Here is a 14302-nt window from a genome sequence, read left to right on the forward strand (position 1 = left end):
CAAGGCTGCATGGCTGCTTGCTCAGTGGACCTTGAACCAAGGCGTACCCAGCAGGGGATCGGCTACTTGAATGTCGGCAGGCTGACAACCAGCAGCCAAGGCCACGAGGTGTTGTGCCAAGTCGGGGCGGTTGTTGCGTTCGCTCAAATGGGCTGCCACGATCAGGTTCAAACTGGGATGTACCAGCGCTTTGGTGAGCTGCGCTGACTCCTCATTGGACAAGTGACCTTGCGGCCCAGCGATGCGTTTTTTTAAAAAGACCGGATAGCTTGATTGCGCCAAAAGTTCGGTGTCGTGGTTGCATTCCAGCAAAAGCGCGTGACACTGTTGCAAGGCTTGCACCACATGGCTGCTGCCATGACCCAAGTCGGTCAAAACACCCAAATGGACATCACCATCGGTGCAACGCAATTGCAGTGGTTCGCGAGCGTCGTGCGGTACGGTAAAGGGATGCAATTGCAAAGCCCCCAGATCGATGGCCTCACCGTCACGTGCCACTTGAAATTGATCGGCCGCCAAATCCCACTCGTCCAAATTACAGGCCAGAGCCGTGCCCTTGCTCATCCAAACGGCAGCCCCGGTTTTTTGGGCAAACGAACGCGCGTGACCCACGTGGTCGGCGTGTTCATGGGTGATGAAGACCGCATCAATGTCTTGCAAGTTCAGATCGGCAGCTTGCAAGCGCTTGCCAAGTTCGCGCAGGCTCAAGCCGCAATCGATCAGCAAGCGCGACACCTGAGTGCCGCACTGCGCTTCAACCAGGGTCGCGTTACCCGCGCTGCCACTGCCCAGGTTTTTGAACCGCAGCACCGGCTTACTGCAGTTCGCTGACGAGCAATTGGGCGATTTTTTGCGCGTTGGCAGAGCCGTCGGGCTCACCTGAAGAGTTCAGGATCAAGATGGTTGTGCCGCCAGCATCGCCGTTCTGCAGTTTCAAACGGTATTGTTGGGGACCTTGGGCACCCGACTTGGCTTTGCCAAACCATTTGCTGAAAAAGCCCTCTTCACCCTCTGGGCCAACTTCGACATAGCGGACAAAGTAAATGCCTTGCTTGCGGTCTCGGTCCTCAACGGTGAAACCATTGCGGTCTAGCGCCACACCCACACGACGCCATGCAATGTCAAACCCTTGGTTGAACGACACTGCGGGCTTGCCATTCAAGCTGATGAGATTGCTCGCGCTGCTGGCCGCCACTTGGTCCATCGCTTTGTCTGGGCTGGGGGTGGCGGGCGCGAGTTTGACCATGATTCGGCGTAAAAATTCTTTCTCCAACTCCGGGTCGTTGGGGCGTGATTGCCAAGTGGTGGTGCGCGACAAGTTGTCGGTGTAGACCTCCATCAGACCTCGGTGGCTCACAAACAACTCGGTGCTGTTGTTGGCGGTACGCTCCAAACGGATGCGGAATTTATCCCGTTCGCCAGTGGAGTAAAGAGAATCGATGACCTTGCCCAAGCTGCGACGGATGAAGTCTTGCGGCAACTTGGCGCGGTTTTCAGCCCAGTCTGTTTCCATCACGCCAATTTTTTGTTCATCACGGGCCAACACAAAACCAGACTCTTTCCAGAAGTCACGCACTTGCGGCCATAAATCTTCCGGTGGACGACCAATTTCCAGCCACATTTGGTTGCCTGCACGCTTGACCTGAACATCGGCCAACTGCAGTGGGCTGGTGGTTTCTGCACCGGCGTTGCCCTTGCTGTCGTCTTGTTGGTTGGCACTGAACGTGCCATTGGGCATTTCATAGCGTTTGTTGCGGTTGATTTTGCTCAGATCAGGCGGGACTTCCAAATTGGCTTGGCTTTTGTTTTCAGTGTCGGTTTTGTAATTGACCTTATCGGTTTCAAGCACCGATGAACAGCCTGCCAATCCGACAGCCAACAACAAGCCAACAGAGCGTAGAGAATTCAACAACGAATATGACTTCAAGATGTGTCCTTCAAGGAGATCAATTAAATCAGGCCATTCTTGCGAAGAGCAGATTCCAGCAGCGGTTCGAGCTGGCTGGACAAAGGGGTCATGGGCAAGCGCATGGTGCCACCACACAAACCCATGCGGGCCACAGCCCATTTCACAGGAATCGGGTTGGCTTCAATGAACATGTGCTTGTGCAAATTCAGCAACTGCCGCTGGATGGCCATGGCTTCGTGCGCTTTGCCAGCCATGGCGGCCACGCAGAGTTCATGCATGAGTTTGGGCGCGACATTGGCAGTCACACTGACATTGCCTTGTCCACCGCACAGCATCAAGGCCACAGCCGTTCCATCGTCGCCTGAGTAGACACCAAAGCCTTTTGGCGCTTCGTGGATCAGCCATTGAGCGCGTTCGATGTTGCCGGTGGCTTCTTTGATGCCAATGATGCCGTCAATTTGGGCCAAACGCATGACGGTGTCGTGCTGCATATCGGCGACGGTGCGGCCGGGCACGTTGTAGAGCACCATGGGCAAATTCACCGCTTCAGCGATGGCGCGGAAATGCAAATACTGGCCTTCTTGGGTGGGTTTGTTGTAGTAGGGGACCACTTGCAATTGGCAATCGGCGCCAACATTTTTGGCGAACTTGGCCAACTCGATGGCTTCAGATGTGGAGTTGGCACCGCAACCGGCCATGATGGGCACGCGGCCCTTGGCTTGTTCTACAGAAACACGGATGATTTCGCAGTGTTCTTCCACCGTCACCGTGGGAGATTCGCCGGTGGTGCCCACCACGCCTATGCAGTCGGTCCCTTGCGAAATATGCCATTCGATGAGCGAACGCAAATGGGGGTAGTCGATGCTGCCGTCTTCCAACATCGGTGTGACCAAGGCCACGATGCTTCCAGAGATGGGTGTCATTGAATGAGGTCAGAGTGTGACTAAAGAGGTGATTCTAGCTTTAGGCTTCGGGTGGTCAGCTTGTCGCATCAAGTTGTTAGCCTGCAAGGTTTAATCGGGTATCAGGACAAACGGTAAGTGGCCCTGGCATTGGAATTTTGATTGGCATGTACAGCCACGATACGCTGCACAAATCGCGCTGGATCGGGCAAGTAACCGTCTTCGAAAGCCACCACCCGCAAGTCTTTGCAAACCCCCAGCAGTTCGCCAGGGTTCAGCAGGAAATCGGGGTTGGAAGGCTTGCCCACGGTCTCGTTACCCGCTGCAAAGGTTTCATAAACCAAAACACCATCGGGCTTCAAACTATTCAAAATGTGAGGCCACAAAGGCCGCCATAAATAGTTGGTGACCACCACCGCGTCAAACTGCACACCGTTCAAGGGCCACGTTTGGTTTTCAACATCGGCATGAAGAACTTCCCCGAAGGGCTTCGCGGCATCAAGTGCGGCTGTATCCCTGTCCAGGCCCAGGCATTGAAACCCTTGGGCTTGCAAAAACCGCATGTGCCGACCATGGCCACAGGCCAAATCTAGGACACGGCCTGAGGCCGTAATGAGGTGTGACCAGCGTTGCACCCACGGCGAGGGATCACCTGCGCCGTGAACAGCCGTGCTCATGGGTTGGAACGATGAAAGTTGATGACGGACCCGTTCATGGTGTCTTGGCTTGGAATTCTTTTTTCACAGCTGCTTGCGCCATGTGCTCCACCAACCAAGGTGCAACCAGCTTCAGGTAGCGGGCCAGTTTGCCGGGCGCGGTCATGACCACTTCTCGGCGACGTCGCACCATGCCATAGATGATCTGTCGGGCACAGTCTTGGGTGGTCATGGCTTTGTCTTCGTGCAGACCGCTTTCGCCGGCAATGTCACCTTGGGCATTGAAACCGTGGTGCCGAATTTGCGTGCGAACCACCCCGGGGTAGGCAATCGTGACGCTGATTCCAGCGTCTTTCACCTCGGCACGCAGGGCTTCAAAAAAACCAGCCATGGCGAATTTGCTGGCGCAATAAGCCGTGCGACCGGGCACGCCCACCATACCGGCCAGCGATGACACGGCCACAATGCGGCCATGGCTTTCTTTGAGTGCAGGCAAGGCGGCATGGGTGCAATACACGCTGCCCCACAGATTCACCCGCATCATGTGTTCATACCAAGCCAGTTTGTCAGCAGGCACATCTTCCAGCAGTGCGTGGCCAGAGACACCAGCGTTGTTGATCAAAATATCCAAACTGCCAAACTGACGCACCGTGGTGTCGACCAAATAGCGGCATTGATCAGCGTCGGTCACGTCAGTAGGAAGGATGAGGGTTCGCGCACCCAGAGCATTGCATTCAGCTGCGACGGCTTGTAAGCCCGAAGCATTTCGCGCTGCCAACACCATCATGGCCTGCAGGCCGTGGCGGCGAGAGAGTTGGCGTGCCAACTCTGCGCCAATGCCATCGGATGCGCCGGTGATGATGATGTTGGGCATCTTAAAAACAGCTCCAAACTTGATTGGCCAAATTGAACACGAATTCAGGCTGCAGGTACATGGCAAAAACACCCGCGAGGGAGAATGCTCCCAGAGCATAGGTCAGCCAGAGCACTACCTTTCTCATGCAGGCACCGCTTGGCGCTCGATGGCGCGTTCATTGATCGGGAGGTTGATCAGCATGGCAAACACACTCAAGGCGATGGTCAAGTACCACATGACATCGTAACTGCCGGTGCGGTCATAGACCCATCCGCCCAGCCAAACGCCTAAAAAACTGCCAAATTGGTGGCTCAAAAACACAAAGCCGCTGAGCATGGACAGGTGCGCCACGCCAAAAATTTGCGCCACCAAGGCGCTGGTGACCGGCACCGTGGACAACCACAACAAGCCCATCAGCGCGGCAAAAATATAGACGGTCAGGGGCGAGATGGGCACACTGATGAAGCCAATCACAAAAATCCCACGCGCAAGGTAAATACCCGACAAGATTTTTTGCTTGGGCCAAATTTCCCCCAGGCTGCCTGCGGCGTAGGTGCCAAAGATATTGAACAAACCAATGAGCGCCAAAGCGGTGCTGGCCACATAGGGCTCCATGCCTTGGTCTTTCAAATAGCTGGGCATGTGCACGCCAATGAACACCACTTGAAAACCACAGACAAAGTAACCCGCCATCAACAACTGAAAACTGCGGTAGCCAAAGGCCTCGCGCAAAGCATGCCAAATACTTTGATCGCGCTGGGGTGCCGCACCGCCAGCAAAGCCCGGTTCGCGCAAGCCCATGGCCAAGGGGAAAATCGTGATCAACAGCGTTGCCAAGAACACCAAGGCTTGTTGCCAACCCAGATGGCCAATCAAATAAGAGGCGGCTGGCACCATGACAAACTGGCCAAACGAACCTGCCGAAGACACCACGCCCATGGCCCAAGAACGTTTTTCAGCCGGGATGTTGCGGCCAATGACGCCAAACACCACGGCAAAGGTGGTGCCAGCTTGGGCCGCGCCCACCAACAAGCCTGCTGTCAGCATCAGTCCCCAGGTGGTGCTGGCATGCGCCATGCCCCACAACCCGGCCACATACATCAGTCCGCCGATCAAAATCACCCGAAAAGCGCCAAATCGGTCGGCCAGCATGCCCGAGAAGATGCCAAACACCCCCCAGCTGATGTTTTGGATGCCCACGGCCAGTGCGAAATCTTCGCGGCCCCAGCCCATGTCTTGGGTCATGGGCTGCATCCACAGGCCAAAACCGTGGCGAATGCCCATGGCCATGGACACGATCAGCGCGCCGCAGGCCAGCACTTGCCAGAGGGGGAGGGTTTTGTCGTTGCTTTGCATGGCTTAACTGTAACGAGGTTGAATCAAATCAGGCTCTTTGGCCAAGGGCTGTGGTTTTGTCCAGTGGCTGTCATGCAGTCTGTCTACAATCGCCGCCCATGGCCACCAAACAATCCGACTACTCCGAAGGCTCCATCCGGGTCCTCAAAGGGCTGGAGCCCGTCAAGCAACGCCCGGGCATGTACACCCGGACCGACAACCCCCTGCACATCATCCAAGAGGTGATCGACAACGCCGCCGATGAGGCTTTGGCGGGGTTTGGCAAAAAGATCAGTGTTTCCCTGTTTGCCGATGGCTCCATCGGCATCGAAGACGATGGACGCGGCATTCCCTTTGGCATGCACCCCGAAGAAAAAGCCCCGGTCATCGAGCTGGTGTTCACCCGGCTGCATGCCGGTGGCAAATTTGACAAGGGCAAGGGCGGCGCTTACAGCTTCTCCGGCGGCCTGCATGGCGTGGGCGTGAGCGTGACCAACGCCTTGGCCAAGCGCATGGAAGTCACCTCTTACCGTGATGGCCAAGTAGCCTACTTGGTGTTCGAGGCCGGTGACGTCACCGAAAAACTCAAGATCCGCAAGGCTGACAGCGCCGACCGCAAACAAGGCACGGTGGTGCGGGTCTGGCCGGACGCCAAGTACTTTGAATCAGCCAACCTGCCATTGGGCGAACTCATCCATTTGCTGCGCAGCAAAGCGGTCCTGATGCCGGGTGTCAGCGTCACGCTGGTGCAAGAAAAGGCCAAAGACAGCCAAACCTGGCTCTACAAAGGCGGTCTACGCGACTACCTGATGCAGACCCTGAGCCACGACCCGTTCATTCCTTTGTTTGAGGGTGAAGGCTTTGCGGATGAAGGCCATGACAGTTTTGCCGAAGGCGAGGGTGCCCAGTGGTGCTTGGCCTTCACCGAAGACGGCGCACCGGTGCGCGAAAGCTATGTGAATTTGATTCCCACCAGCGCGGGCGGCACCCATGAAAGCGGCTTGCGCGACGGCTTGTTCAACGCCGTGAAAAGCTTCATCGACCTGCACGCTTTGCTGCCCAAAGGCGTCAAGTTGTTGCCTGAAGACGTGTTTGCCCGCGCCAGTTTTGTGCTCAGCGCCAAGGTCCTCGACCCCCAATTTCAAGGCCAAATCAAAGAGCGCTTGAACTCGCGGGACGCCGTGCGCTTGGTGTCTAGTTTTGTCAAACCAGCCTTGGATTTGTGGCTGAACGAGCATGTGGATTACGGCAAAAAGCTGGCCGAATTGGTCATCCGTGCCGCGCAGCTGCGCCAAAAAGCCGGTCAGAAAGTGGAAAAGCGCAAAGGCTCGGGTGTGGCCGTGTTGCCCGGCAAGCTGACCGATTGCGAAAGCCGCGACTTGGCGCACAACGAATTGTTTTTGGTGGAAGGCGACAGCGCCGGTGGCAGCGCCAAGATGGGCCGCGACAAAGAAAGCCAAGCCATCCTGCCCCTGCGCGGCAAGGTGCTCAACACCTGGGAAGTCGAGCGCGACCGCTTGTTTGCCAACAACGAAGTGCACGACATGTCGGTGGCCATTGGCGTGGACCCGCACGGCCCCAACGACACGCCCGACCTGAGCGGTCTGCGCTACGGCAAAGTCTGCATCTTGAGTGACGCGGATGTCGATGGCTCGCACATCCAAGTGCTGTTGCTCACTTTGTTTTTCAGGCATTTCCCCAAACTGATTGAAGCCGGCCATGTGTATGTGGCGCGGCCACCCTTGTTTCGGGTGGATGTACCGGCTCGCGGCAAAAAGCCTGCGGCCAAGATGTACGCCTTGGACGAAGGTGAACTGACCGCCATCTTGGATAAATGCGCCAAAGACGGCGTGCCGCGTGACAAATGCAGCATCAGCCGTTTCAAAGGCTTGGGCGAGATGAATGCCGAGCAACTCTGGGACACCACCTTGAACCCCGATACACGCCGCTTGTTGCCGGTGCAGTTGGGCGTGCTGGATTTTGCACAAACCGAGGGCCTGATCACCCAATTGATGGGCAAGGGCGAGGCCGCAGCGCGGCGTGAACTGATGGAGTTGCACGGCGACGCCATCGAGATTGATGTTTGACCATGAGTGACACACCTGTTGTTGATTTGAATGCCTCGTCCGAGTCGGACGACGGCATCGCCCTGGGCCACTACGCCCAACGTGCCTACTTGGAATACGCCTTGAGCGTGGTCAAGGGCCGCGCCTTGCCCGATGTCTGCGATGGCCAAAAGCCGGTGCAGCGGCGCATTTTGTATTCGATGTCGCGCATGGGCTTGGGCTTTGGCGGACCCAACGGTGCCGTAGGCGCACGGCCTGTGAAAAGTGCGCGTGTGGTGGGTGATGTGCTGGGCCGTTACCACCCGCACGGCGACAGCGCCGCCTACGACGCCTTGGTGCGCATGGCGCAAGATTTTTCGCAGCGCTACCCCCTGATTGACGGCCAAGGCAATTTTGGATCGCGCGATGGCGATGGCGCTGCAGCCATGCGCTACACCGAAGCGCGTTTGGCCCGTATCACCAGTCTGTTACTCGACGAGATTGACGAAGGCACGGTGGACTTCCAACCCAACTACGACGGCTCCACCGAAGAACCCAAGCAGTTGCCCGCCCGTTTGCCGTTTGCATTGCTCAATGGGGCCAGCGGCATCGCCGTGGGCATGGCCACCGAAATCCCCAGCCACAACCTGCGCGAAGTGGCCGATGCCTGTGTGGCGCTCATCAAAAACCCCAAGCTCAGCCACGAAGAATTGCTAACGCTCTTGCCCGGACCGGATTACCCCGGTGGCGGTCAAATCATCAGCAGCGCCTCGGACATTTCAGACGCCTATGCAACTGGTCGGGGGTCGCTCAAAGTGCGGGCGCGTTGGGTGATCGAAGACTTGGCGCGGGGTCAATGGCAGTTGGTGGTCAACGAATTGCCACCCGGTGTCAGCAGCCAAAAAGTGCTGGAAGAAATTGAAGAGCTCACCAACCCCAAGGTGAAGACCGGCAAAAAGGCGCTCAGCCCCGAGCAAACCATGCTCAAGGCCACCATCTTGGCGGTGCTCGACGGTGTGCGCGACGAGTCGAGCAAAGACGCCCCAGTGCGTTTGGTGTTCGAACCCAAAACCCGCACCATCGAACAACAAGAACTCATCACCAGTTTGCTGGCCCACACCAGCTTGGAAAGTTCGTCGTCCATCAACTTGACGATGGTGGGTTTGGACGGTCGGCCCGTGCCCAAGACCATGCGCCAAATGCTGGAAGAGTGGATTGCGTTTCGCCAAACCACGGTGCAGCGCCGCTCGCAGTTCCGCTTGGACAAAGTGCTGGCTCGCATCCATATTTTGGAAGGCCGTCAGTTGGTGTTGCTCAACATCGACGAAGTGATTCGCATCATTCGCCACAGCGACGAACCCAAGCCCGCACTCATCGAACGTTTCAAGCTGTCAGAGCGCCAAGCCGACGATATTTTGGACATCCGCTTGCGCCAGTTGGCGCGTTTGGAAGCCATCAAGATCGAGCAAGAGCTCAAAGAATTGCGCGAAGAGCAGGGCAAGCTGGAAGACATTTTGGGCAGCGCCACATCGCTGCGCCGCCTGATGGTGAAAGAAATCGAAGCTGACGCCAAAACCTTTGCCGACGATCGCCGCACACTCATTCAGGCCGAGAAAAAAGCCGTGGCGGAAGTGAAAGTGATTGACGAACCCGTCACGGTGGTGGTGTCGGACAAAGGCTGGGTGCGTGCTCGCACCGGCCATGGCCACGACCCCAGCAGCTTCGCCTTCAAAGCCGGTGACGAGCTCTACGACACTTTCGAGTGCCGCACCGTCGATCAACTCATCGCCTTTGGCTCGAATGGTCGGGTGTATTCGGTGCCGGTGGCGTCCTTGCCCGGTGCGAGGGGCGATGGTCAGCCAGTCACCACCTTGGTGGATGTCGAATCCGGCACGCAGTTGGTGCATTACTTTGCGGGCCCCGCCACGCTCACCTTGTTGCTCAGCGGCTCGGGTGGCTATGGCTTTGTGTGTTGCATCGACAACCTGATTTCACGCAACAAAGGTGGCAAGGCCTTCATCAATTTGGCCGAAGGCGAAACCTTGTGCGTGCCGTCCTTGGTGGGCGGCGGCAATGGTGCCATGCCCCTGCCGATTGCCACCCATGTGGCCTGTGCCTCGGCTGGTGGTCGCATCCTCACCTTCGACATTGGCGAACTCAAAGCCATGGAAAAAGGCGGTCGCGGCTTGATGCTGATGGATTTGGATGCCAAAGACAGCTTGGCTGGTGCGGCTGCCTACACCCGCAGCATCAGCATCCTCGGTGTGGGTCGAGGCGGCAAAGACCGCGCGGAAGCACTGGAAATCAGAAGCCTGAACAATGCCAAGGGCTCGCGGGCCCGCAAAGGCAAGGCCGCAGATTTCGGTTTCAAACCAACCCATGTTTTACGCGTTGAATAATTTTTTGTATTGAAAGCAGGTCGTATGCAAGTGAGTCAAAAATGGGGCTGCATCAAGCAGCACTTGGTTGTTGTTGTCTTGGCACTTGGTATCAGCATGGCCCATGCCCAAACCAAACCAGACACGGACAAAGCGGCGTCACCACGGCCAGCCATGACGGTCACTGTCACTTCAGTGCAAAGTCAAAATCTCAGCCAACGCCTGAGCGCCAACGGTACGGTCGCCGCTTGGCAAGAAGCCAGCATCGGCGCTGAAATCGGCGGCCTGCGCCTCACCGAAGTCCGCGTCAATGTGGGCGATCAAGTGAAAGCAGGACAGGTGCTGGCGGTGTTCGCCACTGAAACCGTCCAAGCTGGCATCAATCAAGCCAAAGCTGCTTTGAATGAAGCCAAAGCCGTGGCCTCGGAAACTCAGGCCAATGCCGACCGCGCCCGGGCTTTGCAACCCAGCGGCGTCATCAGTGCCCAACAGTTCAACCAATACATCACTGCCGAAGCCACCGCTAAAGCGCGTGTCGAGTCTGCGCAAGTGGCGTTAGCCATGCAAGAACTCTTGCTGCGTCAAACCCAGGTGAAAGCGCCTGACAACGGTGTCATCTCGGCCCGCATGGCCAGTGTGGGTGCGGTGGTGGGTGTGGGCACCGAGTTGTTCAAGCTGGTGCGTGGCAACCGCCTCGAGTGGCGTGCCGATTTGGTGTCCACCGAATTGTTCCGCGTCAAGCCCGGCCAAAAAGTGCGCATCAGCACCATGCCCCAAGGCGAAGTGAATGGCACGGTGCGCATGGTGGCGCCCACGGTGGATGTGCAAAACCGCACCGGCGTGGTGTATGTGGATTTGCCCGCTTCTGCTTTGGGTGTCTTGAAACCCGGCATGTTCACCCGGGGTGAATTTGAGTTTGGCAGCACCGCCGCCAAGTTGGTGCCCCAGCAATCGGTAGTGGTTCGTGACGGTTTCCAACAAGTGTTTGTGGTGGGTGCCGATCAACGCGCCAAGCTTTACAAAGTGACCGTGGGTCGCCGCCAAGGTGACATGTTGGAGATCACCCAAGGGCTGCCCGATGATGCCAAGGTGGTGGTGCGCGGTGCCGGTTTTCTCACCGCTGGCGACCTCGTGAAAGTGGTGCCATGAACGTTTCCGCATGGTCTATCCGCAACCCCGTTCCATCGGTGGTGCTGTTCATCTTGCTGAGCTTGGCTGGTATGTTGGCCTTCAAGAGCATGAAGGTGCAGAACTTCCCCGATCTGGATTTGCCCACCATCATCATTTCAGCCGCTTTGCCAGGTGCTGCGCCCGGACAAATGGAAACCGAGGTGGCCCGCAAGATTGAAAACGCCGTGGTTTCGGTGCAGGGACTGAAAAACATTTACACCAAGGTGCAAGACGGTGCGGTGCTGGTCACCGCTGAATTTCGTATCGAAAAACCGGTGCAAGAAGCCTTGGATGAAATACGTTCGGCGGTCAATGGCGTGCGGGGCGACCTGCCTGCTGACATGCTGGAGCCGTCGGTGCGCAAACTCGACTTTGCGGGCACACCAGTGCTGGCCTTCACCATTTCTTCCCCCAATTTGGACCCTGAGGGTTTGAGCTGGTTCGTGGATCAAACCGTGGCGCGTCGTTTGTTGTCGGTCAAAGGTGTGGGAGCAGTCGCTCGTGTTGGCGGTGTGAAACGTGAAGTGGCCATTGCCCTGGACCCTGTGCGCATGCAGGCTTTGCGTATTTCTGCTGCTGATGTGTCGCGTCAACTCAAACAAGTGCAAAGCGAAAGCGCTGGTGGGCGCACCGACTTGGGTGGCAGCGAGCAACCCATGCGGACCTTGGCCACGGTCGGCTCTGCGGCTGAATTGGCCGACTTGGAGTTGTCGGTCGGGCAGGGTGGGCGTATTCGATTGCGCGACATCGCAGAGGTGACCGACACCATCGCCGAGCAGCGTTCTGCCGCTTACTTGAATGGCAAACCCGTGGTGGGTTTTGAGATCACCCGCAGCCGTGGCGCCAGTGAAGTGGAAGTGGGTGCTGCTGTGCAAAAAGCGCTCACCGAACTGCGTGCCAACCACCCGGACGTCGAGATCAATACCGCGTTTGACTTTGTGACACCGGTGGAAGAGGAATACCAAGCATCCTTGGTGCTGCTGTACGAAGGTGCGGTGTTGGCGGTGTTGGTGGTCTGGTTGTTCTTGCGCGATCTGCGTGCCACCTTCGTGTCTGCCGTGGCCCTTCCTTTGTCGGTCATTCCGGCGTTTGTGGGCATGTGGTACTTGGGTTTTTCCATCAATGTCATCAGTTTGTTGGCGCTGTCCTTGGTAGTGGGTATCTTGGTGGACGACGCCATTGTGGAAGTGGAAAACATCGAGCGGCATTTGCACATGGGTAAGACTCCGTTCAAAGCTGCCATGGAGGCCGCCGATGAAATTGGCTTGGCGGTGATTGCCACCACCTTCACCTTGGTGGCCGTGTTCTTGCCCACCGCCTTCATGAGTGGGGTGCCAGGTAAATTCTTCAAGCAGTTTGGTTGGACTGCGGCCCTGGCGGTGTTTGCATCCTTGGTGGTGGCGCGGATGCTCACACCGATGATGGCGGCCTACATGCTCCGGGCCACCAACAAACCGGCGCCCGTGCCGTTTTGGATGCCCAGTTATTTGCGCACCGTGCGTTGGTGCCTGAATCACCGTTTCTGGACAGCGCTGGGTGCGGCGGCTTTTTTTGTCGGCTCACTCGCCTTGATTCCGTTGTTGCCCACCGGCTTTATCCCTCCGGATGACAATTCACAAACCCAGGTGTATTTGGAACTTCCCCCTGGCACCTCTTTGTCTCAAACCCAGCAAACCGCTGAAGATGTGCGTTTGCGTATCAGCAAAATTTCGGACATCCAAACGGTCTACACCACCATTGGTGGCGGCTCCGCAGGCTCTGACCCGGGCATGGCGCAAAGTGCTGCCGAAACCCGCATGGCCACGCTCACGATCCAATTGACCGCGCGTGGTGAACGTCCGCGCAAGGGTGTGATTGAAAACCAAATCCGCGAATTGTTGTCGGACATTCCAGGCGTGCGCACCAAGGTGGGCTTGGGAGCATCAGGCGAAAAATACCTGATCATGCTCACGGGTGACGACCCGAACGCATTGCAAGAAACCGCCACTGGGTTTGAGCGCGATTTGCGCACCATTCCAGGCTTGGGTTCGGTCACTTCCAGCGCAAGCTTGGTGCGACAAGAAATTGCAGTGCGTCCTGATTTTGCCCGTGCTGCTGATTTGGGTGTGACCAGCGCCGCCATTGGCGACACCTTGCGCATTGCCACGGTGGGTGACTATGACGCCGCTTTGCCCAAACTGAACTTGGCGCAACGTCAAGTGCCCATCATGGTGAAACTGGCCGACAGTGCCCGCCAAGATTTGGACTTGCTCGGACGCCTCACCGTGCCTGGCAGCAAAGGCCCGGTCTTGTTGGCTGAGGTGGCCACCTTGGAGCCCAGCGGTGGTCCGGCCATCATTGACCGCTACAACCGTGAGCGCAACATCCAATTCCAAATTGAACTCTCTGGTTTGGGCTTGGGCGATGTGAAGCAATTGGTGCGTGAATTGCCTTCTGCCAAACAACTGCCCCCCGGTATCAAGTTGGTGGAAGTGGGTGACGCTGAAATCATGGAAGAGCTGTTCGCCAGTTTTGCGCTGGCCATGCTGACCGGTATTTTGTGTATTTACTTGGTGTTGGTGCTGTTATTCAAGAGCGTGTTGCACCCGGTCACCATTTTGGCGGCTTTGCCCTTGTCTTTGGGGGGCGCTTTCGTGGCTTTATTGTTGGCTGGCAAAAGCTTTTCAATGCCTTCGCTCATTGGCCTCATCATGCTCATGGGCGTGGCCACAAAGAACTCGATTTTGTTGGTCGAGTACGCCATCGTGGCGCAACGTGACCATGGTCTGAACCGCTTCGATGCCTTGATGGATGCTTGCCAAAAACGCGCCCGACCGATTGTCATGACCACCATCGCCATGGGTGCAGGCATGTTGCCCATTGCTGCGGGTTGGGGCTCATCGGATGGCAGTTTCCGCTCGCCGATGGCGGTGTCCGTCATCGGCGGCCTGATCACTTCCACCTTCCTCAGCTTGTTGGTGATTCCGGCGGTGTATTTGTATGTGGACGATTTTGGGTTGCTGGTTTCGCGACTGTGGAGAAGGCTCAAGCCTGCAACGAACTAAGACACGT

At 57.1% G+C, this 14302-nt stretch carries 10 protein-coding genes; 4 read left to right on the plus strand and 6 right to left on the minus strand.

Annotated elements, in window-relative coordinates:
* Positions 1-21: 21 nt before the first annotated feature.
* The 6 genes from AC8GFP_RS03070 to AC8GFP_RS03095 all read right to left on the minus strand — a co-directional run bounded on the left by AC8GFP_RS03070 (position 22) and on the right by AC8GFP_RS03095 (position 5679).
* A complete protein-coding gene (locus AC8GFP_RS03070; RefSeq protein WP_506610106.1) occupies positions 22-810 on the minus strand; it encodes an MBL fold metallo-hydrolase in 789 nt (262 codons plus the stop codon).
* A 4-nt stretch (positions 811-814) separates the two neighbouring features.
* Complete coding sequence (bamC, locus tag AC8GFP_RS03075) at positions 815-1927, minus strand: NlpB/DapX family lipoprotein (protein WP_506610108.1); 1113 nt, start codon at positions 1925-1927, stop codon at positions 815-817.
* Between the two features lie 23 nt (positions 1928-1950).
* A complete protein-coding gene (dapA, locus tag AC8GFP_RS03080) occupies positions 1951-2832 on the minus strand; it encodes a 4-hydroxy-tetrahydrodipicolinate synthase (RefSeq protein WP_506610110.1) in 882 nt (293 codons plus the stop codon).
* Between the two features lie 101 nt (positions 2833-2933).
* Complete coding sequence (locus AC8GFP_RS03085) at positions 2934-3488, minus strand: class I SAM-dependent methyltransferase (protein ID WP_506610112.1); 555 nt, start codon at positions 3486-3488, stop codon at positions 2934-2936.
* A 34-nt stretch (positions 3489-3522) separates the two neighbouring features.
* Positions 3523-4341 (minus strand): SDR family oxidoreductase, encoded by an 819-nt coding sequence (locus AC8GFP_RS03090; protein WP_506610114.1) that lies wholly within the window; start codon positions 4339-4341, stop codon positions 3523-3525.
* 123 nt (positions 4342-4464) lie between these two features.
* The gene (locus AC8GFP_RS03095) at positions 4465-5679 is read right to left on the minus strand and encodes an MFS transporter (RefSeq protein WP_506610116.1); all 1215 of its coding nucleotides are present in this window, start codon (positions 5677-5679) and stop codon (positions 4465-4467) included.
* A gap of 98 nt (positions 5680-5777) precedes the next feature.
* On the opposite strand from AC8GFP_RS03095, the gene AC8GFP_RS03100 reads away from it, so the two are divergent.
* Genes AC8GFP_RS03100 through AC8GFP_RS03115 form a run of 4 tightly spaced genes read left to right on the plus strand, consistent with a single transcriptional unit; the run spans position 5778 to position 14295 of the window.
* Positions 5778-7745, plus strand: coding sequence for a DNA topoisomerase IV subunit B (locus AC8GFP_RS03100; RefSeq protein ID WP_506610118.1), 1968 nt, complete (start codon positions 5778-5780; stop codon positions 7743-7745).
* A gap of 2 nt (positions 7746-7747) precedes the next feature.
* Positions 7748-10102, plus strand: a complete 2355-nt coding sequence (gene parC, locus AC8GFP_RS03105) for a DNA topoisomerase IV subunit A (protein ID WP_506610120.1) — start codon at positions 7748-7750, stop codon at positions 10100-10102.
* A gap of 24 nt (positions 10103-10126) precedes the next feature.
* Entirely contained in the window at positions 10127-11230 is a 1104-nt protein-coding gene (locus tag AC8GFP_RS03110; protein ID WP_506610122.1) for an efflux RND transporter periplasmic adaptor subunit, read from the plus strand.
* Positions 11227-14295 carry an efflux RND transporter permease subunit gene (locus AC8GFP_RS03115; RefSeq protein ID WP_506610124.1) on the plus strand — a complete coding sequence of 1023 codons (3069 nt, stop codon included), beginning with the start codon at positions 11227-11229 and terminating at the stop codon, positions 14293-14295. The genes AC8GFP_RS03110 and AC8GFP_RS03115 overlap by 4 nt, the downstream gene beginning before the upstream one ends.
* Positions 14296-14302 lie beyond the last annotated feature (7 nt).

It is taken from the genome of Limnohabitans simekii (SeqCode) (assembly GCF_965234735.1).
Lineage (GTDB): Bacteria > Pseudomonadota > Gammaproteobacteria > Burkholderiales > Burkholderiaceae_C > Limnohabitans > Limnohabitans simekii.

Bases quoted from the DNA above. Each gene is read 5' to 3' on its own strand.
- AC8GFP_RS03100 (WP_506610118.1), top strand. From the start codon at position 5,778: ATGGCCACCAAACAATCCGACTACTCCGAAGGCTCCATCCGGGTCCTC.
- AC8GFP_RS03090 (WP_506610114.1), bottom strand. From the start codon at position 4,341: ATGCCCAACATCATCATCACCGGCGCATCCGATGGCATTGGCGCAGAG.
- parC (WP_506610120.1), top strand. From the start codon at position 7,748: ATGAGTGACACACCTGTTGTTGATTTGAATGCCTCGTCCGAGTCGGAC.
- AC8GFP_RS03110 (WP_506610122.1), top strand. From the start codon at position 10,127: ATGCAAGTGAGTCAAAAATGGGGCTGCATCAAGCAGCACTTGGTTGTT.
- AC8GFP_RS03085 (WP_506610112.1), bottom strand. From the start codon at position 3,488: ATGAGCACGGCTGTTCACGGCGCAGGTGATCCCTCGCCGTGGGTGCAA.
- dapA (WP_506610110.1), bottom strand. From the start codon at position 2,832: ATGACACCCATCTCTGGAAGCATCGTGGCCTTGGTCACACCGATGTTG.
- AC8GFP_RS03115 (WP_506610124.1), top strand. From the start codon at position 11,227: ATGAACGTTTCCGCATGGTCTATCCGCAACCCCGTTCCATCGGTGGTG.
- AC8GFP_RS03095 (WP_506610116.1), bottom strand. From the start codon at position 5,679: ATGCAAAGCAACGACAAAACCCTCCCCCTCTGGCAAGTGCTGGCCTGC.